General features: G+C 54.0%; 23 protein-coding genes and 1 other annotated feature. All 23 genes read right to left on the reverse strand.

Annotation, left to right across the window (positions count from 1 at the left end; all coding sequences use genetic code 11):
- Positions 1 to 28: 28 nt before the first annotated feature.
- The 23 genes from pyrR to QWT68_RS07490 all read right to left on the reverse strand — a co-directional run bounded on the left by pyrR (position 29) and on the right by QWT68_RS07490 (position 22,047).
- The gene (gene pyrR, locus QWT68_RS07380) at positions 29 to 571 is read right to left on the reverse strand and encodes a bifunctional pyr operon transcriptional regulator/uracil phosphoribosyltransferase PyrR (protein WP_040286919.1); all 543 of its coding nucleotides are present in this window, start codon (positions 569 to 571) and stop codon (positions 29 to 31) included.
- Positions 572 to 815: 244 nt separating this feature from the next.
- A complete protein-coding gene (locus tag QWT68_RS07385; RefSeq protein WP_290150351.1) occupies positions 816 to 1,724 on the reverse strand; it encodes an RluA family pseudouridine synthase in 909 nt (302 codons plus the stop codon).
- On the reverse strand, positions 1,724 to 2,203 hold the full coding sequence (lspA, locus tag QWT68_RS07390; protein ID WP_290150353.1) for a signal peptidase II: 480 nt from the start codon (positions 2,201 to 2,203) through the stop codon (positions 1,724 to 1,726). The genes QWT68_RS07385 and lspA overlap by 1 nt, the downstream gene beginning before the upstream one ends.
- Before the next feature lie 138 nt (positions 2,204 to 2,341).
- The gene (ileS, locus tag QWT68_RS07395; protein ID WP_290150355.1) at positions 2,342 to 5,098 is read right to left on the reverse strand and encodes an isoleucine--tRNA ligase; all 2,757 of its coding nucleotides are present in this window, start codon (positions 5,096 to 5,098) and stop codon (positions 2,342 to 2,344) included.
- Between the two features lie 87 nt (positions 5,099 to 5,185).
- Positions 5,186 to 5,401 (reverse strand) — a binding site (T-box leader).
- A 51-nt stretch (positions 5,402 to 5,452) separates the two neighbouring features.
- Positions 5,453 to 5,962: a DivIVA domain-containing protein gene (locus QWT68_RS07400; RefSeq protein WP_040286923.1), complete on the reverse strand. Its 510-nt coding sequence runs from the start codon at positions 5,960 to 5,962 to the stop codon at positions 5,453 to 5,455.
- Between the two features lie 88 nt (positions 5,963 to 6,050).
- The gene (locus QWT68_RS07405) at positions 6,051 to 6,827 is read right to left on the reverse strand and encodes a YlmH family RNA-binding protein (RefSeq protein ID WP_290150358.1); all 777 of its coding nucleotides are present in this window, start codon (positions 6,825 to 6,827) and stop codon (positions 6,051 to 6,053) included.
- 75 nt (positions 6,828 to 6,902) lie between these two features.
- On the reverse strand, positions 6,903 to 7,187 hold the full coding sequence (locus QWT68_RS07410; protein WP_040286925.1) for a YggT family protein: 285 nt from the start codon (positions 7,185 to 7,187) through the stop codon (positions 6,903 to 6,905).
- A 19-nt stretch (positions 7,188 to 7,206) separates the two neighbouring features.
- Entirely contained in the window at positions 7,207 to 7,677 is a 471-nt protein-coding gene (locus QWT68_RS07415) for a cell division protein SepF (protein WP_290150359.1), read from the reverse strand.
- Positions 7,674 to 8,366, reverse strand: coding sequence for a YggS family pyridoxal phosphate-dependent enzyme (locus QWT68_RS07420; RefSeq protein WP_040287285.1), 693 nt, complete (start codon positions 8,364 to 8,366; stop codon positions 7,674 to 7,676). The genes QWT68_RS07415 and QWT68_RS07420 overlap by 4 nt, the downstream gene beginning before the upstream one ends.
- A gap of 57 nt (positions 8,367 to 8,423) precedes the next feature.
- Positions 8,424 to 8,681, reverse strand: a complete 258-nt coding sequence (locus QWT68_RS07425; RefSeq protein WP_290150360.1) for a PRC-barrel domain-containing protein — start codon at positions 8,679 to 8,681, stop codon at positions 8,424 to 8,426.
- Between the two features lie 76 nt (positions 8,682 to 8,757).
- Positions 8,758 to 9,543, reverse strand: coding sequence for an RNA polymerase sporulation sigma factor SigG (gene sigG, locus QWT68_RS07430; protein WP_040286928.1), 786 nt, complete (start codon positions 9,541 to 9,543; stop codon positions 8,758 to 8,760).
- A 93-nt stretch (positions 9,544 to 9,636) separates the two neighbouring features.
- On the reverse strand, positions 9,637 to 10,347 hold the full coding sequence (sigE, locus tag QWT68_RS07435; protein WP_040286929.1) for an RNA polymerase sporulation sigma factor SigE: 711 nt from the start codon (positions 10,345 to 10,347) through the stop codon (positions 9,637 to 9,639).
- The gene (locus QWT68_RS07440; RefSeq protein WP_040286930.1) at positions 10,337 to 11,188 is read right to left on the reverse strand and encodes a sigma-E processing peptidase SpoIIGA; all 852 of its coding nucleotides are present in this window, start codon (positions 11,186 to 11,188) and stop codon (positions 10,337 to 10,339) included. The genes sigE and QWT68_RS07440 overlap by 11 nt, the downstream gene beginning before the upstream one ends.
- A 151-nt stretch (positions 11,189 to 11,339) precedes the next feature.
- Positions 11,340 to 12,530 carry a cell division protein FtsZ gene (gene ftsZ / locus QWT68_RS07445; protein WP_040286931.1) on the reverse strand — a complete coding sequence of 397 codons (1,191 nt, stop codon included), beginning with the start codon at positions 12,528 to 12,530 and terminating at the stop codon, positions 11,340 to 11,342.
- A 48-nt stretch (positions 12,531 to 12,578) separates the two neighbouring features.
- Positions 12,579 to 13,856: a cell division protein FtsA gene (ftsA, locus tag QWT68_RS07450; RefSeq protein ID WP_290150362.1), complete on the reverse strand. Its 1,278-nt coding sequence runs from the start codon at positions 13,854 to 13,856 to the stop codon at positions 12,579 to 12,581.
- A 91-nt stretch (positions 13,857 to 13,947) separates the two neighbouring features.
- On the reverse strand, positions 13,948 to 14,319 hold the full coding sequence (locus tag QWT68_RS07455; protein ID WP_040286933.1) for a small basic family protein: 372 nt from the start codon (positions 14,317 to 14,319) through the stop codon (positions 13,948 to 13,950).
- Between the two features lie 2 nt (positions 14,320 to 14,321).
- On the reverse strand, positions 14,322 to 15,035 hold the full coding sequence (locus QWT68_RS07460) for a DUF881 domain-containing protein (RefSeq protein WP_040286934.1): 714 nt from the start codon (positions 15,033 to 15,035) through the stop codon (positions 14,322 to 14,324).
- A 25-nt stretch (positions 15,036 to 15,060) separates the two neighbouring features.
- Positions 15,061 to 15,831 (reverse strand): DUF881 domain-containing protein, encoded by a 771-nt coding sequence (locus QWT68_RS07465; protein ID WP_338066436.1) that lies wholly within the window; start codon positions 15,829 to 15,831, stop codon positions 15,061 to 15,063.
- Positions 15,761 to 16,594, reverse strand: a complete 834-nt coding sequence (locus QWT68_RS07470; RefSeq protein WP_052461797.1) for a cell division protein FtsQ/DivIB — start codon at positions 16,592 to 16,594, stop codon at positions 15,761 to 15,763. Before QWT68_RS07470 ends, QWT68_RS07465 begins: the two co-directional genes overlap by 71 nt.
- A 20-nt stretch (positions 16,595 to 16,614) precedes the next feature.
- Complete coding sequence (gene ftsW / locus QWT68_RS07475; RefSeq protein WP_040286935.1) at positions 16,615 to 17,706, reverse strand: putative lipid II flippase FtsW; 1,092 nt, start codon at positions 17,704 to 17,706, stop codon at positions 16,615 to 16,617.
- Positions 17,707 to 17,748: 42 nt separating this feature from the next.
- Positions 17,749 to 19,104 carry a UDP-N-acetylmuramoyl-L-alanine--D-glutamate ligase gene (murD, locus tag QWT68_RS07480; protein WP_040286936.1) on the reverse strand — a complete coding sequence of 452 codons (1,356 nt, stop codon included), beginning with the start codon at positions 19,102 to 19,104 and terminating at the stop codon, positions 17,749 to 17,751.
- Positions 19,105 to 20,076, reverse strand: a complete 972-nt coding sequence (mraY, locus tag QWT68_RS07485) for a phospho-N-acetylmuramoyl-pentapeptide-transferase (protein WP_040286937.1) — start codon at positions 20,074 to 20,076, stop codon at positions 19,105 to 19,107.
- Between the two features lie 57 nt (positions 20,077 to 20,133).
- Positions 20,134 to 22,047: a penicillin-binding transpeptidase domain-containing protein gene (locus tag QWT68_RS07490; protein WP_488803640.1), complete on the reverse strand. Its 1,914-nt coding sequence runs from the start codon at positions 22,045 to 22,047 to the stop codon at positions 20,134 to 20,136.
- Positions 22,048 to 22,085 lie beyond the last annotated feature (38 nt).

Raw genomic sequence — 22,085 nt, forward strand, 5'->3', positions numbered from 1 at the left:
TGCATACAGCCTCCGAATCTTGGGTCGATTATCTGGAATGGATGGTGACACTGTCTTCGCTGTCGGATTCCGTCAAGTTGACGACGACCCGCTCACCGCTCGATGTCGGGATGTTCTTCCCGACGAAATCCGGGCGGATCGGCAGTTCCCGGTGTCCCCGGTCGACGAGCACCGCCAGCTGGATCGCTGCCGGCCGGCCGAGATCCATGACCGCATCCATCGCAGCCCGCACAGTTCTTCCTGTATAGAGCACATCATCGATCAGCACGACCTTTTCATCTGCCAGGCTGTAGTTGATATCGACCTGTTTCACCAGGGGCTCCTTGTTCTCGTATTTCAGTCCGAGGTCATCCCGGTACAGCGAAATATCGAGTTCGCCTGTCCGGATTGGGCGGCCTTCGATCTGTTCGATCTTCTCCGCCAGCCGGGCTGCCAGGAAAGCTCCCCGTGTCTTGATGCCGACAAGTATGCAATGGTCGATCCCTTTGTTGCGTTCGATGATTTCATGGGCGATCCGTGTCAGTGCACGGTTGATCGCACTTTCATCCAAGATATTCGCTTTTTCTGCCATTCCGGTTCCTCCTCGATTTCCACTTGTGACGTCTCAGCGGCATGTCTGTGCCCAAACAAAAAACCTTCCGGCCGTCGTTCGGGCAGGAAGGTTTGCATGCGCAATCGTATCCAGATGACAGCCTCCCCCTCAGGCAGGCGTCCTGGAAATCCGTGCATCCTTCCCAACCTCTCTGGATTGGCATTAAAGGTCCGCTATTCGATTTCTATTACAAGCATACCGTGTTCCGGAATGCGCGTCAACCTTATTTTGCGCGCATCTCATCCAGCAGCTGTCTGTAATTTTCAGGCAGCGGCGTTTCGAATTCCATATACTCGCCGGATACGGGATGGACGAATCCGAGCGTACCTGCGTGCAATGCCTGTCCGTCGAACTCGATCGTCTTTTCCGGTCCGTATTTCGGATCTCCCGCAAGCGGATGGCCGATATATTTCATATGGACACGGATCTGATGGGTCCTCCCCGTCTCCAGCCGGCATTCGACGAGTGTGAAATCCCCGAAACGTTCCAGCACTTTGAAGTGGGTGACGGCATTTTTGCCGTTATTCTCGACCGCCATGCTCTGCCGGTCTTTCGGATTCCTGCCGATCGGCGCGTCGATCGTGCCGTTGTCATGCGGGATATGTCCGTGCACGAGGGCTGTATAGACACGCGTCACTGATTTCGCCACAAGCTGATCCACAAGCGAGGCATGGGCCTTGTCGTTCTTCGCTACCATGAGCAGCCCGGAAGTATCCTTGTCGATCCGGTGTACGATCCCGGGGCGCATGACGCCGTTGATGCCCGACAGGTCGTCACAATGATACATGAGACCGTTCACAAGCGTCCCTGTCGTATGGCCGGGTGCCGGATGGACGACCATCCCGCTCGGCTTATTGACGACAAGCACATCCTTATCTTCATAGACGATATCAAGATCCAGATCTTCTGCAGGGATATCGAGTTCTTCCGGCTCCGGCTCATCGACCGTCAGCACGTCGCCGTCCTTCACCTTGTAATTCGCCTTCACCGTGCTGCCGTTGACAAGCACGATCCCCTCTTTCACCCATTGCTGGATGAGCGTCCGTGACCAGTCGAGATTGGCGGCTGTCAGTGCTTTGTCGATCCGCTCCCCGGCTGTTTCGTGTTCGATGATGTATTGAATCTGCTCCATTAGTCCACCTTTGCTTTCTTATCCTTTTTTTCTTCCAATAAAAGATGCAGGATGACGAGAATGACACCGATCGTCAATGCGGCATCCGCCACGTTGAATATCGGGAAATCATAGTTGATGACCGGGATGAGGACACTGACGAAATCGACGACTTCCCCGCGTACCATCCGATCGATGAAGTTCCCGACTGCTCCGCCCAGCAGCAGCATCAGTCCCCAGGCGAACAGCGGGCTGCCTTTCGCTTCCTTCTGGAAGAAGTAGACGATGCCTGCGATGACCGCGACCGTCACGATGGCGAACAGCCACATCTGCCCTTCCAGCATGCCCCATGCCGCGCCGCGGTTCCGATGGGACAGCAGACTGAGATACGGGTCGATCAGCGGAATACGCTCCCGGATTTCCATTGAAGATACGACTGCCCATTTTGTCAGCTGGTCGAGCAAAATGACAATCACCGCGATACTGTAATAAATCAGCAAACCTGTTCCCTCCGTCCTGCAGTGTCGGTTTAAGTTTATCATACCCCGGAGGGCTGCGTACACGCCAAACGGCACGTCACGCAAAAGACACTGCAGCAGCCGGCTGGCCGGCGTCTCTGCAGTGTCGGATGTTGTCAATTATGCGTAATGGTGCGATACGACGTCTGCACAGCGCGCGCACAGTTCCGGATACTTGCCGTCCTGCCCGACCGTTTCTGAAATCGTCCAGCAGCGTTCACATTTTTCACCGGACGCTTTCCCGACGGCGATCTTGCCGGACGGGAATTGTTCCGCCTGTGCAGGCAGCTCCGATTCCGGCATGACGCTGAATTCCGAAACGATGAAGAACTGGGCGAAGTTGATGTCCCCGGTTTCAAAAAGCGGAGCAAGGTCATCGCGGAGCGCGACGGAGACATGCGCCTCGAGCGATTTGCCGATCACTTTGCTGTTCCGTGCTTCTTCCAGTGCTTTCAATACATCATCGCGGACAGCCATCAGCTGGTCGAATGCGCTGCGCAGTTCTTCGGTTCCGAGATCCTGCGCATCCGGCATATCCGTCAGCTGGATGCTCTCTGCTGTTTCATGCTCGAGATACGCCCACATTTCATCCGCTGTATGCGGAAGGATCGGTGCTGCGAGTTTGAGCAGGGTGATCAGCGCTTCGTACATGACCGTCTGCATCGCCCGGCGGTGCGAATGGTCAGCCGCTTCGATATAGACGACATCTTTTGCGATGTCCAGATAGAATGAGCTCAATGTGTTCGTACAGAACGAATTGATGGCATGATAGACGACTGCGAATTCGTAATTCTCATAGGCATCGCGCACCTCACGGATCAGATCCTGCAGTTTCGCGTAAACGTACTGGTCGACAGGACGGAGATCGCTGAACGGCACTGCATCGGTCGCCGGGTTGAAGTCTGACGTATTACCGTGAAGGAACCGGACCGTGTTGCGGATCTTCCGGTACACTTCGGACACCTGTTTGAAGTTCGAGTCGGACACGCGGACGTCCGCTGTATAGTCGACGGAAGCTACCCACAGGCGCAGGATATCGGCACCGAACTGGTTCATCACTTTGGACGGCAGGATGACGTTGCCGATCGATTTACTCATTTTACGGCCTTCGCCGTCGAGGGTGAAGCCATGGCTCAGCAGTCCCTTGTAAGGGGCGATGCCGTTGATGGCGACGCTTGTCGTCAGGGATGAGTTGAACCATCCGCGGTACTGGTCGGAGCCTTCCAGGTACAGGTCCGCCGGATACGACAGGTCGTCACGCTCCACAAGCACACCCTGATGGGTCGATCCCGAGTCGAACCAGACATCCATGATATCCGTCTCTTTCGTGAACGAACCGTTCGGGCTGCCCGGATGTGTGAACCCTTCCGGAAGCAGGTCTTTCGTGTCCCACTCGAACCAGATGTTCGATCCGTGTTCACGGAACAGATTGGAAATGTGATCGATCGTCTCATCTGTGATGATCGGCTCGTCATTCTCCGTATAGAATACCGGGATCGGAACACCCCATACACGCTGCCGGGAAATACACCAGTCCCCGCGGTCGCGCACCATGTTGAACAGGCGCGTCTCGCCCCAGGCCGGCGTGAACTTCGTGTTGCGGATCGCTTCCAGCAGTTCACCGCGGAATGACTCGATCGACGCGAACCACTGGGACGTCGCCCGGAAGATGACCGGTTTCTTCGTCCGCCAGTCGTGCGGATAGGAGTGGGTGAAGAATGACAGCTTTTCGAGTGCGCCAACTTCCTTCAGCTTTTCGGTGATCGCTTTGTTCGCGTCTTCGTAGAAGAGGCCTTCGAACATCGGGGCCTCCGCCGTCATGACACCGCGGTCATTGACAGGGGACAGGACGCCGAGCCCGTATTTCTTGCCGACGTGGAAGTCATCTTCCCCGTGGCCGGGTGCTGTATGGACGCAGCCCGTACCTGCATCTGCTGTGACGTGTTCGCCGAGCATGACGAGGGATTCACGGTCATAGAGCGGATGGCTTGCAGTCATCAGTTCAAGTTCGCGGCCTTTGTATTCGCCTGCTGTCTCATAATTCTCCCATGCAAGTTCCTCTGCCAGCTGTTTGACGAGGTCCTTTGCCACGAGGAACTTTTTCCCGCCTGTTGCAACAACCGTATAGACGAAGTCCGGATGCACGGAAATACCAAGATTTGCAGGAATCGTCCAAGGTGTCGTCGTCCAGATCAGGAAGTTGACGTCGTCGTCCAGAAGACCTTTTCCGTCACGGACCGGGAAGCTGACGTAGATGGACGGCGACTTTTTGTCCTGATACTCGATCTCCGCTTCCGCCAAAGCGGTTTCCGATGATGGGGACCAGTAGACAGGCTTGAGTCCTTTGTAGATATAGCCTTTTTTCGCCATATCACCGAACACTTTGATCTGCCGCGCTTCAAATGCAGGCTTCAGTGTGATGTACGGGTTCTCCCAGTCACCGCGCACACCGAGCCGCTTGAATTGCGAGCGCTGGTTGTCGATCTGCTGAAGGGCGTATTCTTTGCACATTTCACGAAATTCCGCGATGCTGTGCTCTTTCCGTTTGACCCCTTTGTTCACGAGTGCCTGCTCGATCGGCAGACCGTGCGTATCCCAGCCCGGCACGTACGGCGCATGGTAGCCCGTCATGGATTTATGGCGGACGATGATATCCTTCAGCACCTTATTGAGCGCATGCCCCATATGGAGATCGCCATTCGCATAAGGCGGTCCGTCATGCAGGATGAACACCGGCCGGCCTTTTGTGCGCTCCTGCACTTTCCGGTACATGTTTTCCTGATCCCATTTCTCCTGCATCTGCGGTTCTTTCGTTGGCAGGCCGCCGCGCATCGGGAAGTCCGTTTTCGGCATCAGCAGTGTTTCTTTATAATCCATTCCAATTCCTCCTCGGTTTCTAGTCATCCAAGCTCGGTCCCAAGCACGTACATCCACTATCCTGAACGCTAAAAATCCCCGTCCCCAAAAAGGGACGAGGATTGTGCTCGCGTTACCACCCTAGTTGCAGCTGCGTCATACAGCTGCCTCTCGAACACCGTAACGGGGTGTGTTCCGGGACTGCGGTCGGCAGTCCGGCTCCGGAGTGATCTTCCTTCCCATGTGTCTGGCCGGGCTCCCACCCTCCCCGGCTCGCTGGCATCACACCTGTCTGGAAAGTACTGTCTCTTTCAGCGCCTGTCTTGTAATATGAACCATATTATAATTGCGGCAGGGTCTTTCGTCAAGCTGCGGTCACTCGTCGTCTGCGGCCGCTGTTTCGAGCTTCTTCGTGTTTGCCTCATATTCCAGCAGTTCATCCCAGTCATCCATTTTCACTAGGTCCAGCTGGGCTTCGATCAGCATGCGGAAGCGGTTTCGGAAGATTTTCGACTGCTTCTTCAAGTCGTCGATTTCCATCGAGATTTCACGGGAACGGGAGAGTGCTTCATTGACGATGCGGTCTGCATTCTTCTCCGCTTCCTTGATGATCAGCTTCGCTTCCTGTGTGGAGTTGCGGCGGACGTCTTCAGCCGCTTCCTGCGCCACCATGATCGACTTCTGCAGCGTATCCTCGATCGCATTGAAATGCGCAATCTGATCTTCGGTCTCCTTCAGTTTGCGTGTCAATTCCTTGTTTTCGTTCATCAGGTTTTCGTAGTCTTTCATGAGCTGCTCCAGGAATTCGTTCACTTCGTCTTCGTCGTAGCCCCGCCATCTGCTGCCGAACGTCTTGTTATGTATATCAATTGGTGTAAGCGCCATTCAAGTCTCTCCCCTTTTGATGATCTTAATGCATCTACCGTTGACTATAACAGAAAACCGGCTTTTTCTAAAGTCCGTCCCTAAAAAATCATTCCAACTTCCCGGCAACCAGACGGATCTTGTCCTTTTTCGTGCGCCCTTCGATGGCGATCACTTTGAAGCGCCCGTACCCCCGGACGGATAGCACGTCCGATTCGTTCAGTTCGAAAGACGGCTGCTCGATGACACGCCAGTTCACTTTCACTTTTCCGCCTGTTATATACGAAGCCGATTTCTGCCTGGCACTATTGAGCAGTGAAGACAGGACGGTATCCAGGCGGAGGGAGCTGACAATCCGGGTCTCCTCCGTCCATTCTTCGTCCGTCTCGATATACTCTTCGGGCGTGCCGACTTCTTCAAGACGGACTTTCGCTTTTCCGGCGGATGTGAAATTCGCCTCCAGATACGCGCCGATTTCCGAGGCGGCTGCAAATTGGGCGGCTTCGCCTTCCAGACGGATGTCCCCGAATTTCGAGCGGTCGAGACCGAGCCCCATCAGGGAACCGAGAATGGCCGGGTGTTCGAGTGTCACGAATTTCGCCGCATAGCGGATGGCGAAGACGGCAATCTGGAAATCTTCCTCCGTCGGTGCATAATAATCGGGATACAGAAGCAGCCGTTTCCGTTCGGCCTCCTGGAAACCGCCGTGTTCCGCTGTCAGGAGGCCGCTTCCCCGGACCACCGACTGGACGATGAACCGCTCACGCGGATCGAGGAAACCTGTCAGTTTCGGGGAATAGAGGTCCTCGACTTCCCGGACCCAGTCCTGCACGAGTTCGACAAAGGGCTGTTCTTCTTTTCTGAAATGCTGCAAGATGCCATCCATTGGTCTGTCTCCTTATAAAAAAATCCCCACGGAGTGAGGATGTGATGTTTTCTGTCAGGTCTGGTAATCCTGTACTTACAGGACATTCAGCAGCCAGATGAATATCGATGCGAGCCCTCTTTCGATCAGACGGAGCGCAAGCAATGCTACGATTGGAGAAATATCGATCATGCCGAGCGGCGGGATGAATTTCCGAAAAAACCCCAAATAAGGTTCTGCAATCTTTTCTAGAATCCTTCCGAACGCAGTATCCCGCGAAGCCGGCACCCATGACATCAGGATATAGATGACAAGAGCTATCGAGTAGACAGTCAGCGCTAAGCTGATCACTTTAAATAGTTGAAGCAGTAATAAATCCATTACGGTCGGTACACCTCATTCAGTTTCTTTCATTCATATAGTCGGAGATGGAGCCATTCACTTCGACGTTTTCAGGCACGCAGAGGAATATATCCGTGCCGATCCGCTGGATGTCCCCGTTGAGCGCATAGACGGAACCGCTCAGGAAGTCGACGATCCGGACGCCCTGATCGCGGTCGATCCGCTGCAGGTTGACGATGACAGCACGCTTGTTCATCAGATGCTCGGAAATGTCCTGGGCTTCTGCATAGACCCTCGGTTCCAAAAGAACGACCTTCGATGATTTCTGGACGCTCTGGAGGCTGACAATGTTCCCGGCCGGCTGGTTTTCACGGGATTGTTTCGGCATCGGGGCGTTTTTCATCGGAGCCGGTTTGCCCGGCTTGCGCTCCTGTTTCACAGGCGCCGGCTGCCGGACTTCCGCCTCCTGGGCTGCCGCTTCTTCCTCGTCAAGGTAGAACCATTTCTCGAATTTGTTTTTGATGCTCATTCGTCTCCCCCGCTTTCCGAACCGACGAGTGCTGTCCCGATCCTCACATGGGTTGCGCCCTCTTCGATTGCAATGATGTAGTCATTTGACATCCCCATGGACAACTTCGTCACCGGTGCATGCGGCATCTGCTTGGCAGCAAGTTTGTCCCGCAATTCGCGGAGACTCCTGAACACGGATCGGATCAGCTGATCGTCTTCCGTATTCGGTGCCATCGTCATCAGGCCGATGACACGTATCTTATCGTATTCGCGCAGCTTACTGATGAATTCTTCGGTCTCGTCCGGAGCAAGACCCGATTTTGAAGCTTCACCGGAGACGTTGACTTGTACAAAGCAGTCGATCGGTTCGACGGCACGTTTCTGGATCTCTTTCGCCAGGCTGAGGCGGTCGAGGGAATGCAGGTAGTCGATCCGTTCGATGATCTCCTTCACTTTGCGGCTTTGGACATTCCCGATGAAATGCCAGACCGCACCTTGAGGAATCACTTCCTGTTTGGCCAGAAGCCCTTCCGGACGGTTCTCCCCGAGATGGATGATCCCTTCGCCGAGAATTTCCTTTGCGCGCTGTCCGGACACCTGTTTTGTGACTGCAACGACTGTTACGTCCCCGCGATCCCTGCCGGCCCGTTCACACGCCTGGCGCACGTCCTCTTCGATTATGGTGATTCGCTGTTGTAAACGTGTCATCATCTTCACTACTTTTCTGGATACTTTGTTCCATTGTACCAAGCAGTGCGTCAGTTATCAATGATTAGTCATTCCAGGGGGCAGTTTCTTTTGGATCAGCACGATATCTTTACCGATGGTGACCACTTCCTCATATCTCACCTGTTTCTGGTCCTTGACCCGCGACTCCATGAATAACGAGCGCTCCGTACCCCCGATATGAAGCGTCTGTATTTTACCGTCCGTGATATCGATCGAAGCATCCTGTACGAAACCGAGAAACTTCCCGCGGTTAAGATCGATCACTTCTTTCTTTTGGATTTCTGAAAACCGCATAGAATCCCTCCTTCTTCACAGTCTATGCACAAGCCCGCAAAAAAACGCAATGCGCGATGCACATTGCGTCAAGTCATTATTTGCTCTGTTCCATGCCAGCTCGTATTTGAGCGATCGCCTGCTTTTCGAGCCTTGAAATCTGTGCCTGGGAAATCCCGAGTTCTTTTGCGATTTCCGTCTGTGTCTGGCCGAGGTAGAAACGTTTGGAGAGGATCAGCTGCTGCCGGCCGTCCAGCTCGGTCATCGTTTCCTTCATCGACACGTACGTCAGCCAGCGTTCTTCTGAAACCGTTTTGTCATGCAGCTGGTCCATCATATAGATCGGATCGCCGCCATCTCCGTTCATCGGCTCGTGGAGTGACATCGGGTCCTGAATTGCGTCCAATGCAAGCAGGATGTCCTCTTCCGGGATTTCTGTCAGCGCTGCCAGATCCGATATTCTCGGTTCACGCTGATGTTCGTTGATGAAATCTTCCTTCGCACGGATGGCTTTATAAGCGATATCCCGCAGCGACCTCGACACGCGGACGGTATGGTGATCGCGCAGATGGCGCTTGATCTCCCCGACGATCATCGGGACAGCGTATGTTGAAAACCTGACATTATGTTTTAAATCGAAGTTGTCGATCGACTTCAGCAAGCCGACACAGCCGACTTGGAACAGATCATCCGCCGGTTCACCGCGATAGGCGAACCGCTGGACCAGACTCAGGACGAGACGTAAATTGGCTGTCACTAACTCATCACGTGCGGATTCATCGCCGCTTTGCAGGCGGATGAACGTCTCTTTCATTACCTCACTCGACAGAAGCGGCAAAGTAGATGTATCGATACCGCAGATTTCCACTCTTGTACGTACCATCTGAATTCCTCCGTATTCTGTAGATGACTGTACAGGATAGCTTATCCCCGGAGTGGTGTTCTATTCGGTTTTCGATACCGCCAATTATACCCATCAGGTGATCGGCTGGTTGAGCCGTTCACGCAGATCCGAAATGATTTTCTTCTCGAGACGTGAAATATAAGACTGGGAAATGCCGAGCAGGTCGGCCACCTCTTTCTGCGTCATCTCCATCTTCCCTGTCAGGCCGAAGCGGCATTCCATGATATGGCGTTCACGATCACTGAGCGTCGTGACCGCTTCGATCATATGCTGGCGCTCCATCTTCTTTTCGACATCGTCCGTAATGATATCTTCATCCGTCCCGAGTATGTCGGACAGCAGAAGCTCGTTGCCGTCCGCATCGGAGTTCAGCGGCTCATCGAACGAGATTTCCGAACGGAGACGGTTCGTTTTCCTGAGATGCATCAGAATTTCGTTTTCGATGCAGCGTGAGGCATACGTTGCCAGTTTGATGTTCTTATCGCTTTTGAACGTCTCGATCGCCTTAATGAGACCGATCGCCCCTATACTGATCAAATCTTCGATATGCGTATTCGTATTATCGAAACGGCGGGCGATGTAGACGACAAGCCGGAGGTTCTTCTCGATCAGGCGATCGCGCGCCTGCTGATCCCCGGCCATATAGGCGGCGATCGTCTCGGCCTCTTCCTCGCGTGTGAGAGGTTTCGGCAGCGACTCATGACCGCCGATATAAAATGTTCCGTTCTTCTTCTTGAAGATCCCAGACAAGACTGCAAGCCATTTCTTCAGTTCATGTAGCATGCACCATTCCCCTTTCTTCTCCTGTTTCCAAGGCTGAGACGTGTAAGATTGCGGACGCCTGATGCGGATACCGGGTGTTCTCTGAAGTCAGTACAATGTAGCCTGGGTCAAGCCGCCGGCCGCCTTCAAGGACCCATTCATCGAACCGGATGCCGACTGCCCAGCCGGTGCCGTCCACTGTCTGGATCCGTATCAGGCGCAGCAGCTTCCGGCTGTCTTCAGGAAACGTCGACAGGTCGGGAATGCCTGTATCCAATGCGTTTTCCAGGCGGCGGAGCAGGGTTTCCGGTATGGCCTCCCGGACAGCACGCAGCGAGACGAAGTGGACGGCATCATTTGACAGCGGTTCCGTGCAGCTGTTGCCCGTATCGATGAACACTTCAACGGGGAGGGAGCGGCCGAAGAGCCGAAGGACGGAAGAGCTCCGGAATTCCGAAAGCCGGCTCAGCTGGCGGACAGACAGCCATTTCCCTTTGACGAACTGCAGCACAGCGAATGCCAGTCCTGCAAAAAGTGCTGTCCGGACATGGCCCGCCTGCCCCCATTCGCTGAAGGGGATCGCCGAGAGCAGTCCGCCTGCCAGGAGGGCGCCCATCAGTACGAGTCCCGCTGCACCGGCCAGCTGCTTCATCCTGAACCCGAAAGCTGTGCCGACCATCAGAAGCAGGGCGGCACCCGAAGCGGCCAGTGACCCTTGGAAGATAACCGCCGGCAGTGCTCCTGCAAATGCCGCGGCAGCGAGACGCTTCCTGCTGGTGCGCATCTGCCCCGCAGCATTGGCGAACGCCAGTACAGTGTAATTGAATACCAGATTGACACCGATCATGATTTCTCCATACATAGGCTGTCCTCCTTGTCTGCAAGACTACCATGCATCCCGTAAGAGTTTTGTCAGTCTGCGTCATCATTCCTGAAAAAAGTTCGACAGGAACCGAACGTCAGAAAAGAAAAAAACCTCCGACAGAAATGTCAGAGGTTTTTTGTATGTTCATTTATTTGCGGCGCCGGTTCCTCAAGAAGGTCGGAATGTCCAGACCATCGTCCTGCGGCTGCTGCTGCTGTTGAGGTGTGTGGTTCCTCACAGGCTCCTGCTGAGAAGGCTGGTGGTGCTGCGGCTCTTCATGCCGTGCAGGATTGGACTGCGGCGCATGGCTTTGCGGCGCCTGTGTCTCCCGCTGGCGGACTCCGCCGTAACCCGAAGTCCGGTTTCCGCGCGTTGCTGAGATCTGTTCATCGGTGAAGCCGGTAGCGATGACCGTGACGACGATTTCGTCTTTCAAATCGTCGTTGATGACGGAACCGAAGATCATGTTGACGTCTTCATCCGAAGCGGACGCGACGATGTCTGCAGCCTCCTGCACTTCGAACAGGCTCAGATTCGAACCGCCCGTGATATTCATGAGGACACCTTTCGCTCCGTCGATCGACGTTTCGAGCAGCGGGCTGGAGATGGCTTTCTTCGCAGCCTCCGATGCCCGGTTTTCACCGGTCGACATACCGATCCCCATAAGGGCTGAACCTTTGTTCGACATGATTGTCTTGACGTCTGCAAAGTCCAGGTTGATAAGTCCCGGCACGGCGATCAGGTCTGAGATACCCTGGACACCCTGACGGAGGACGTTATCCGCTTCGCGGAACGCTTCCAGCATCGGTGTGTTCTTGTCAACGATTTCGAGCAGCTTATCGTTCGGGATGACGATCAGCGTATCGACCGATTCTTTCATAGCAGTGATTCCGCCGATCGCCTGCGTCGACCGCTTGCGTCCTTCGAATGTGAACGGCCGCGTCACGACACCGACAGTCAGTGCGCCGAGGTCTTTTGCGACCTGCGCGATGACAGGTGCAGCACCTGTCCCGGTTCCGCCGCCCATGCCTGCTGTGACGAACACCATATCCGCTCCGCGCAGCGCTTCTTCAAGCTGCTCGCGGCTCTCTTCAGCGGCCTTTTTACCGACCTCCGGGTTGGCGCCTGCACCCAGTCCCCGTGTCAGCTTGCCGCCGATCTGCAGCTTCACTTCAGCCTGTGACAAGTTCAGTGCCTGCGCATCCGTATTCACTGCGATGAATTCCACGCCCTGTACACCGTGTTCGATCATCCGGTTGACCGCGTTATTGCCGCCGCCTCCAACTCCGATTACTTTGATGACCGCGAGTGCTTCGATATTTGTATCAAACTCTAGCATCTTATTTTCCTCCTAATCATTCAACTTCAGTACTGGACATGCATTGGTTCATTCAAAAAAGCTGTCGAAGAAGCGTTTGGTTTTGCCGATGATCGATTCCTTCTGCTGTTTCGGTTCCTGATTCTTTTTCACAGGGGCCGCAGTCGCGGTTTCCTCGCTCGCCTGTCCAACCGATTCGGCGCTGTGGAACCCGAAGAATGCATCTTCCATGCTGGCATAACGGATCAGACCGACCGCCGTTGAATACATCGGTTCACGCACCCCGATATACTCGGGCGTATAAATACGCACACGCGTATTCAGGACATGGCGCGCGAGCTGCAGGATGCCGTCCATCTTCGTTGTGCCGCCTGTCAGCACAACTCCACCCGGCAGATCCCGGATGCCCATACGGTATAATTCTTCAAGAACCAGTTCGAACAGTTCCTCAAGACGGACTCCGATGATCTCCGATATGTATTTTTGGCTGTATTGGTCTTTTGTATCCGCCCCGATGACCGGGACCTCGAACAGCTCATCATCCGACGCATCATCATAGAAAGCATGGCCGTATTGATGTTTGATCTTGCGGGCCTGCTCCGTCGGCGTCTTCAGGATGATTGAAAGGTCTTTTGTAATATGGTCGCCACCGACAGGCAGGACCGCTGTCGCCGTAAACCGGTTGTCCCAAAATACGGACACCGTCGTCGACCCGCCGCCGATATCGATGAACGCCGTTCCATGGTTCATCTCATCCTCTGTCAGGGCGAATGTCCCCGATGCGAGCGGCTGCAGGTAGATTTCACGGATGGAAAGGCCTGCACGCTCCACGCAGCGCAGAATATTGTGCACGAGTGTTTTCGAGGTGGTGATCATTGTACCGTCCATTTCGAGACGGACACCGATCATCCCCCTTGGATCCTTGATTTCATCATAATCATCGACGATGAACTGTTTCGGGATAATATTCACGATTTCGCGTTCAGGTGCAACGGACATCACTTGCGCAGATTCCATGACACGATCCAATTCATCATCTGTAATTTCACGATTTTCGGAGTTGACGGCGACAACGCCTTTGACGTCCTGCAGCGCCACTCCATTGGAAGGGATCCCGAGGATCACTTCCTGGATACGCAGGCCGGTCATCCGTTCCGCCTGTTCGACCGCTTTGCGGATCGACTGGACCGTTGCGTCTATGTCCACAATGGATCCTTTCCGGATACCGGCGGATTGTACATTGCCGACCCCGATCACATGCAGGGATCCGCCATCCACCTCACCGATAAGGACTTTGATAGTGGAGGACCCGATGTCGAGTGATACATACATATTTGACTGACTCATCTTTGGCACCTCCCATTGTGACTCTTCTTCCATTCTATTGTATTGTGAGTGCGTTGTCTAAATATTTTCGCCATCTCCTCTCGAAATCCTTTCATTTTGAATTATTTGCCGCAGAAACTTTGCGGACCTCCGACCATTTCGTCAGCAGGATGCGCCGGATGACAGCCAGGTTCTGGAACAGCCGCACACCGAAAGCGAAGATGGCAGCCAAATAGAGATCCACTCCTAAGTGGACGCCGAGGAATGCAAGGGCCGCTGCAAGGAGGATGTTGAAGAAGAATCCGCTGATGAACACCAGGTCATCATACACGCGCTGCATATGTGCCCGTATACCGCCAAGCAGCGTATCAAGCGCCGCCAGGACAGCAATTGACAAGTAGTTGCCATATTCCTGCGGTATTTGTATGTCCGTCAGAAATCCGAGTGATACGCCGAGTATGAGACCTAATATCGGCAGCCACATGGTCAGTCCCCCTTTGGCAGTTCTTTCAAAAATCGATTTTCGAACGGATCGGTACGTCCGCTGATCGTCACGTCTTCAGCCGGCTGGCTGATCTCCAGGACAAAGTCATCCAGATAGAAATCATCCAGTAACGAAGACGATTGCAGAAAGTTATACAATTTTTCACTATTCTTCATGTCCGCTGATATGATTTTAATTTGGAATGGCGGAATCTGGACGGGCAGTCCATTGACGGTCGTGTTTCCGTTGATATCCCGGATTGCACTCAATGCGGTGATCCGCTTTCCGTCGATCTCCATGTTGATATCCTTGAAACGGTTGGCGTCGTTGACAAAACGCGTCAGCAGTTCAGGACTCACTTCATGGAGGGGCGTCCCGAGTGCAATACTTTCTTCGGAAGGCTTGACATCGATGACGATGCCGGGACCGGTGAGTTCTGTCATGCCTGCCTGTTCACGGAGTTCCCGGACCGTCTCAGACAGCGCTTGTCCGGCTTGTCCTTTTTCCGACCCGCTGTATTTCTTAAGAGTTTCATCGAGTCCCCGCACTTCAGTCAGCAGTTCGGAATGGAGTTTGCGCTCTTTCGCCAGTTCGTTACGGATCGCCCATATATCACGGGTGTCGCGTTCATCAGGCTGCTGGACGGTATTGTACTGGACAGCTACCATGAACCCGACGATGAACAGGATGGCTGTGAACATCCAACTGCGCCGCATGTCCGTCCCTCCTCTCTCAACAGGTTCAACTTTGTCCTTCTTCCCGCAGTGCGGACATGGTGATCTCTTTTTTCTTTTCGATTGTCATCACGATATTATCAAGCAGCAGTGTATCCATGACGCCGCCTTTCAAGGTCAGCGATGAATTCAGTGTGTCCGTATCTCCGATCGCTTCAATGACGAAAGGTGCGGGGAAAGTCCGTCCATCCACTGTGATCACCGGGCCGGTGCATTTGATGCTCGAATTGGCACTCAGGCGCTGTCCATTGATGGACAAAGCCTGTGCACCGGCAATCTTCAATTCGTTCACGACAGTGAGCACCTGGCTTTCATGGACAATGTATTCGTTAGGATTCTGCTGAGCGGGATCATAATCCCCGTCTTCGAGAGACACGCGCAGCCCTTCCCCTTTGGCCGGCACCGCCCCCAGCAGCAGCCGGAGATCTCCTGCTTCTTTCACGAGTGAATCGTGATCTTGTTCCGAATCACTCAAATTTCGTTCCGCCTGCGTGATTTTCTTTTGTTTGGCGGTGATTTCATCGGCCAGCTGCTTATTGCGCTCTTTCTGCTCGATCAGCTCCGACCGGTAGCTCTCCTCCCTGTCCTCCATCTCGGAATGGATTCTCTGGGACTCGGAACCCGGTCCGAGTGTCCGGTAGGAGAACGCCAATATGAACCCGAAGACAAGGAACACAAGCACATACCAAATCCGGTTATTCCGTTTTTTACGAATCGGCATCTCCGGTGCTTTCGTCTCCGTCTGCGGTTCCGTCTTCTTCTCCGTCTTCTTTCCCATCATCCTCACCTGCTTTACCGCCGCCATCCAGTTTGCTGTATGGCGTGAAATACGTACCGACTTCCACGTCGATGATCCCTTTCTCTGAACCTGTCAGCTCATTGACGATGTCAGGGTAATACGACAGCTTGTCCGCCATTGTTGAAAGTGATGCATGCACCTCATATCCATCATCCATATACAGGACGGCACTGTCCGGGTTCTTCTTGTCCGGCAGGTGCACTTCGGAAATGAGCTGATAGACGGTGCTGTCGATCTGCAGCAGCTGGGATGATAACTGTTTTCGGAGTTCTTTCGTCGTGAACCCTGCGGCAATCGGTACGTCTGCCGCTGCACCGGACTCCGGAGTGAATGTCTCACCATTTTCGAGAATGAACTCATACTCGCCTTTTTCCTCCAGCAGTGCAACCGGTTCCCATTCGTCAACATGCACCGTGACGCTTCTCAGCCATTTTCGTTTGACCGCTGCGTCCTTCACACCTTCCGCTTCCTTGAGCCGCGCAGCTGCTTCCGGCGCGCTGAACCCCCAAAGGGAATCACCTTCTGCCAAACCTGCCTGCCGCAAGTAGTAATCGCGGTCGTGAAGAGCAGTCCCATTCACATCAATGCGGTCGATTTTGCTCATCTGAGATTGAAAGTAAAGGAGGATGAGGAGTGCTGTGACAAATAGGAGCACGACAAGGATGAATTTGCGGTTCGTCTTCCTGCGGCGTTTTTTCCGCATGGAGGGAATCCGGTCTTCAATGTCGATAACTTTTTCCAATTCCTCCCCCTCCTTTTCACTCAATCTGTTTTCCTGCCTTTTGAAAAGTGCAGGATGGCTCCGACGGCAAGCCAGGTTGTCAGCATGGAAGATCCCCCATAACTGATGAAAGGCAGCGTCACCCCTGTAACGGGCAGCAGACCGGAAACGACTCCGACGTTCAGGAACGTCTGGAAGATGATGATCGCAGCCATCCCGGAAACGACGAGGCATTCCCGCCAGCCGGCAGTTCTTGCAGCGATCCCGAAGGCGCCGATCATCAGGCAGACGAACAGCGCAAGCACCGCCGCCGCTCCAAGGAATCCCGTCTCCTCCGCTATAATCGAAAAGATGAAATCATTCTGCGGTTCCGGTAAGTACAAATACTTTTGCCGGCTGTTGCCGAACCCGTGGCCGAGCAGTCCGCCGGGTGCGATTGCGAACAGCGACTGGATGCCCTGAAACCCTTTTCCGAGCGGATCGCTCCATGGATCGATATAGGACTTGATGCGGTCCAGCCGGTAAGGGGCCGCCAGCACAAGCGCTGCAAACGAACCGATGCCCGCAAAACCGAGGAAGGCAAAGAAAGAAAGGGGATACCCGGCTATGAACAGGACGACGAATGCCGAAACGATCATTATGACGGCTGAGCCTAAGTCAGGTTGCATCATGATCAGTGCAAACGGCAGAAGGATAAGCGCAAAATGCCGCCAGTCCCACACACGTCTGCCCGGCTTCTGGGTCATGCTCATCGCCAGTTTGCCGATCAATGCCACTTTCACGAACTCGGCCGGCTGCAGACTGACGGGGCCAAGTGCAATCCAGCTCTGTGACCCGTTCCTGACAGCCCCGATCCCGGGAATCAGGACAGCAGCGAGCAGGACGACTGTTCCAATGTAGAAGACTGTCCAGAACTTTTCGTTAGAAAGATGCGGTGAACGCATCATCATATAAGCGATACCTATGGAAACGCCTATGTAAATGAGCTGTTTCAGGGCGAATGGCGCCGCATCCGCATAGCGGATCTGTCCCCAGTAGGCTGCAGCCGAATGGACGAACAGAACACCGACCAGCGTCAGGCTGACAGCTGCAATGAGAAACAGGTTTCTGTATTTGGAACCCAGTAGATGCATCCTTTCGCGGTTGTATTTGTACGGAGCCTGCCGGCTGCCGCCTTACACTTTCAGACGCTGTACCGCCTCGATGAACTCATCACCGCGTGCTTCGAAATTCGGATATTGGTCCCAGCTGGCACACGCAGGTGACAGCAGCACCGTGTCCCCTTTTGCGGAGACGCTGAAGGCTTCTTCCACTGCAGCAGCAAGCGTGTCTGTCTCACGGAGAGTCTGAACACCGCACGACTCGGCAAATTGAAGCAGGCGGTCGGCGGTCTCCCCGATTCCGATGACAGCTTTCACATTCGCCATATGCGGCCTCAGCTCCTCGAAGGAATGGCCTCTGTCCAGTCCGCCCGCAATCAGGACAGTCGGAGTACGGAACGAGGACAATGCACTTTTTGTTGCGAGTGTATTTGTCGCTTTAGAATCATTATAGAATTTCCTGCCGTCGACTTCCTTCACGAATTGCATGCGGTGCCGTACGCCAGTGAAGGAGCTGAGTACACTCTCGATCGCTGCCTGGCCGCAGCCGGAAAGGATGGCAGCAGCAGTTGCCGAGAGGATATTCTCCAGGTTATGCTCCCCCGGCAGCATGATTTTGCTGCGGCTGATGATTGGATTGCCGAGCCAGTAGATCTGCTCGTCATCCGCAGAAATCCCCTCCGCCTGCCGCTCTTTTACAGTGAACGGGATCATGGCCGCCCGGGTATCGGCTATGTAGCGCAGCAGCTCAGGCTGATCCGCATTGTAGATAAGATAATCGGAAGCCTGCTGGTTTTCCGTGATTCTCGCTTTCGCTTCCGCATAGGCCTGACGGCTGCCATGATAGTCAAGGTGAGCTTCATACAAATTTGTCCATATGGCGATATGCGGACGGAACTGTTCAACGCCCATCAGCTGGAACGACGAGGCTTCCAGGACGATCAGTTCATCAGATTTCGCTTTAGATGCGACAGTACTTGCCACTGTCCCGATATTCCCTGCAATTAGAGGATGACGCTCACCGATATTGAGCATATGGAACAGCAGCGTTGTCGTAGTTGTCTTCCCGTTCGACCCGGTGATGGCGATGATCGGCGCTTCACTGACCAGATATGCGAGTTCTATCTCTGTCCAGACGGGGATCCCGACCTGCTCGGCCTTCACGATGACGGGGTTCCGGTAAGGGATTCCGGGATTTTTGACGATGAAGTCGAAGCCCCCATCCAAAATATCGGCAGGGTGTCCGCCGCAGATGACCGTCACTCCCATTTCCCGGAGTTCCGCTGCCAATGGATTGCCTTCATCAGGTGCGGCGTCATTCAGGGTGACTTCCGCTCCCCGGGATGCCAGAAGGCTTGCAGCGGCATGGCCGCTTTTCGCAAGTCCCAGTACGAGTGCTTTCTTTCCTTCGAATTGTGCTGCGTTGATCATTTACATCACCTCCATTAAGACGGGGAGTACAGCCGCCAGGAAAGCGACACTCCAGAATACGAGCACGACCTTCCACTCCGACCATCCCGAAAGTTCGAAATGATGGTGGATGGGACTCATCTTGAATACCCGTTTGCCGGTTGTTTTAAAACTGATGACCTGGATAATGACAGACAGTGTTTCGATGACGTAGACGATCCCGATGATCAGCAGGAGGAATTCCTGCTTGATGAGCATCGAAATCATCGCAAGCGCCCCGCCGAGCGCAAGCGATCCGGTATCTCCCATGAAGACCCGTGCCGGTTTCATGTTGAACAGGAGGAAGCCGAGCATCGCGCCGGAGACGACGAACGAGAACATGGCGATGTCCTGCTGGTTATAGGCGACCGCCAGTATCCCGAATGCAGCGAATGCGATCGAGGATGTACCCGACACGAGTCCGTCCAGGCCGTCTGTCAGATTGACCGCATTGGAGAATCCGACCAGCCAGAAGATGAGGAAGACGACATAGAAGACACCCATGTCGATTTCAAAATCCATAAACGGAATGGAAATGACCGTATCGAACGGTCCGAGTTTCAATAGGAAAAATGCGAAAATCGCAATGATGATCTGCCCGATCAGTTTCTGCAGGGACGTGAGCCCCAGATTGCGTTTCATGACAACGATGATGAAGTCATCCAGGAATCCGATGATTCCAAATCCGATCAAGACCAGCAGCAGGACGATCGTCTGTGTTGTCAGGACACCATTTATGTAAGACAGGATCGGCGTGGCGATCAGGATTGCGACAAGGAAGATCAGTCCGCCCATCGTCGGGGTGCCTGCTTTCTTCATATGGGCTTCCGGTCCTTCTTCTCGGATGCTTTGACCGAACTTCATCCGCCGAAGCAGCGGAATGATGGCATAGCCCAGGATAGCCGTTAGGCCGAATGTTACGGCGATTGCCGTAATTGTAGTGACGAGCGTCATTTGTAAATCTCCTTCTATGTTCCCAAACTGGTTGTTGGTTCAGTAATGATGGTGCCGTTACTCCGTATAGACATGGATCACGTCACCTTCATGGATTTCCGTATCAGGAAGCGGCAATTGCTTTTTGACTTTCTTGCCCTTGCCATGCCATTCGATGCGGATGGTATGCTGCTGCTCGGCCAGCTTATTCTTTGTCAGGCCGATCAGATCCGGTGTACGCTGTGTGATTGGATCTCCCCAGCGATATTCTTTTTCAAGCTGGTCCTTTTGCGGCTCAATGCCTGCCAGCGGTGCAATCTCCTCGATGATGCGTCCGACGATCGGTGCCGAGATGACGCCTCCGAACTGGACGGAGTTTTTCGGACTGTCGATTGCGACATAGACGACCAATTCAGGATCGTTTGCCGGCGCGATGCCAATGAACGAGACGATGTAGTCACCGTCCTTATAGACACCGTCCTGCACTTTCTGAGCTGTCCCTGTTTTGCCGCCCACCCTGATTTCATCGACGAATGCATTGCGGCCGGACCCTTTGGCAACGACTGATTCCAGGGCCCTCCGGACTTCGGCTGACGTTTCTTCACTGATGACCCGCCGCTTCATCTCCGGGACATAGGACACTTTCGCTTTTCCATCCGGTCCGAGTATCTCCTTCACGATATACGGTTTGTACAGCATCCCGCCGTTCACCGCCGCAGCGACGGCCTGGACCTGCTGGATCGGCGTGACGGAAATCCCCTGGCCGAACGAAGTGGTCGCCTGTTCCACCGGTCCGAACGCATCTTTCGCGAACAGGATCCCTTTCGCTTCCCCCGCGATACCGGAACCGGTCGATTCACCGAAACCGAAATTGCGGATATAGGAGGAAAGACGTTCTTCCCCGAGCCTCCGGCCAATCTCGATGAACCCCGGGTTACAGGAGTTCTCGACTACCTCCAGGAACGACTGATGACCGTGCCCTTCCCGTTTCCAGCATCGGAGACGTGCGCCGCCTACCATAGTATAACCCGGATCGTTGAAGGTTTCATTGTCGAGATCGATGAGTTTTTCTTCCAGTCCGGCAGCGAGCGTCATGATCTTGAATGTGGACCCGGGCTCGAATGTCATCCAGACGGGCAGGTTGCGGTTGTAGATATCCGGATTCGCTTTTTGGTAATTAGCAGGGTCGAATGTGGGTGCGGAAGCAAGTGACAGCAGCTCCCCTGTCTTCGGGTTCATAACAATCGCCAGCGCCTGCGCGGCGTCATACTTTTCCATGGCCTGCGACAATTCCCGTTCCACGACCTCCTGCATCTCCGCGTCGATCGTCAGGACGACGGATGAACCTTCTTCACCGTCTTTGAAATCATCATCCACATGAGGGAGAGGGGTTCCTTTCGCATCTGTATACATGCGGATCTTGTCACCGCTCCCGCTCAGGAACTCGTTATATTCGTATTCGATCCCAGCGAGACCCTGTCCGTCATACCCTGTGAATCCGAGCAGGCGGGACAGCATTTCACCGTGCGGATAACTTCTCATGAAGTCGACGCCCGTATAGAGACCGGGGATTTTCAGAGCTGTGATTTCATCCGCCTGCGCTTTTGTGATGTTTTTCGCTTCCGGTGCGAGCTTCACCATGTATTCTTTCTTGCTCATCTTCTCTGCCAGCGCTTTCTCATCAACTTTCAGGACGGTTGCGATTTTGGCGGCCGCTGCCGGCGGATCCGGATGCTGGGAAGGCATGAAATACAGCGTCGGGGCAAGCTGGTTGCCGACAATCAGCTTCTGATTGCGATCCACGATCTCTCCCCGGACGCCGCCGAACGGGATTTCCCTGTCCCAGTTGGCCTCCGCCCGTTCCTTCAGCCATTCGTGCTTAATGATCTGCGCGTGGAACAATTTGCCTGTAGTTGCACCGATCATCAGCAGAAAAATAATGAACACGGCCCGCAGCCTCTTTTTCGACTGCGTTCCAATCAGTTGCTTCAAAAGCGCTCACACCTCTCGTTTTACTGCTAATTTATGAG

It is taken from the genome of Sporosarcina trichiuri (assembly GCF_030406775.1).
Lineage (GTDB): Bacteria > Bacillota > Bacilli > Bacillales_A > Planococcaceae > Sporosarcina > Sporosarcina trichiuri.

Excerpts from the sequence above, each read along its gene's own strand:
- QWT68_RS07410 (WP_040286925.1), bottom strand. The coding sequence starts at position 7,187 with ATGGATTTATTACTGCTTCAACTATTTAAAGTGATCAGCTTAGCGCTG.
- QWT68_RS07420 (WP_040287285.1), bottom strand. The coding sequence starts at position 8,366 with ATGACACGTTTACAACAGCGAATCACCATAATCGAAGAGGACGTGCGC.
- QWT68_RS07385 (WP_290150351.1), bottom strand. The coding sequence starts at position 1,724 with ATGGAGCAGATTCAATACATCATCGAACACGAAACAGCCGGGGAGCGG.
- QWT68_RS07455 (WP_040286933.1), bottom strand. The coding sequence starts at position 14,319 with ATGTGGCTGCCGATATTAGGTCTCATACTCGGCGTATCACTCGGATTT.
- QWT68_RS07405 (WP_290150358.1), bottom strand. The coding sequence starts at position 6,827 with ATGGATGGCATCTTGCAGCATTTCAGAAAAGAAGAACAGCCCTTTGTC.
- ftsW (WP_040286935.1), bottom strand. The coding sequence starts at position 17,706 with ATGCATCTACTGGGTTCCAAATACAGAAACCTGTTTCTCATTGCAGCT.
- QWT68_RS07400 (WP_040286923.1), bottom strand. The coding sequence starts at position 5,962 with ATGGCGCTTACACCAATTGATATACATAACAAGACGTTCGGCAGCAGA.
- QWT68_RS07425 (WP_290150360.1), bottom strand. The coding sequence starts at position 8,681 with ATGCGGTTTTCAGAAATCCAAAAGAAAGAAGTGATCGATCTTAACCGC.
- sigG (WP_040286928.1), bottom strand. The coding sequence starts at position 9,543 with ATGGTACGTACAAGAGTGGAAATCTGCGGTATCGATACATCTACTTTG.
- pyrR (WP_040286919.1), bottom strand. The coding sequence starts at position 571 with ATGGCAGAAAAAGCGAATATCTTGGATGAAAGTGCGATCAACCGTGCA.
- mraY (WP_040286937.1), bottom strand. The coding sequence starts at position 20,076 with ATGACGCTCGTCACTACAATTACGGCAATCGCCGTAACATTCGGCCTA.
- QWT68_RS07465 (WP_338066436.1), bottom strand. The coding sequence starts at position 15,831 with ATGGGAAAGAAGACGGAGAAGAAGACGGAACCGCAGACGGAGACGAAA.
- QWT68_RS07460 (WP_040286934.1), bottom strand. The coding sequence starts at position 15,035 with ATGCGGCGCAGTTGGATGTTCACAGCCATCCTGTTCATCGTCGGGTTC.
- ftsA (WP_290150362.1), bottom strand. The coding sequence starts at position 13,856 with ATGAGTCAGTCAAATATGTATGTATCACTCGACATCGGGTCCTCCACT.
- sigE (WP_040286929.1), bottom strand. The coding sequence starts at position 10,347 with ATGCTACATGAACTGAAGAAATGGCTTGCAGTCTTGTCTGGGATCTTC.
- ftsZ (WP_040286931.1), bottom strand. The coding sequence starts at position 12,530 with ATGCTAGAGTTTGATACAAATATCGAAGCACTCGCGGTCATCAAAGTA.
- QWT68_RS07440 (WP_040286930.1), bottom strand. The coding sequence starts at position 11,188 with ATGTATGGAGAAATCATGATCGGTGTCAATCTGGTATTCAATTACACT.
- murD (WP_040286936.1), bottom strand. The coding sequence starts at position 19,104 with ATGATCAACGCAGCACAATTCGAAGGAAAGAAAGCACTCGTACTGGGA.
- QWT68_RS07415 (WP_290150359.1), bottom strand. The coding sequence starts at position 7,677 with ATGAGCATCAAAAACAAATTCGAGAAATGGTTCTACCTTGACGAGGAA.
- ileS (WP_290150355.1), bottom strand. The coding sequence starts at position 5,098 with ATGGATTATAAAGAAACACTGCTGATGCCGAAAACGGACTTCCCGATG.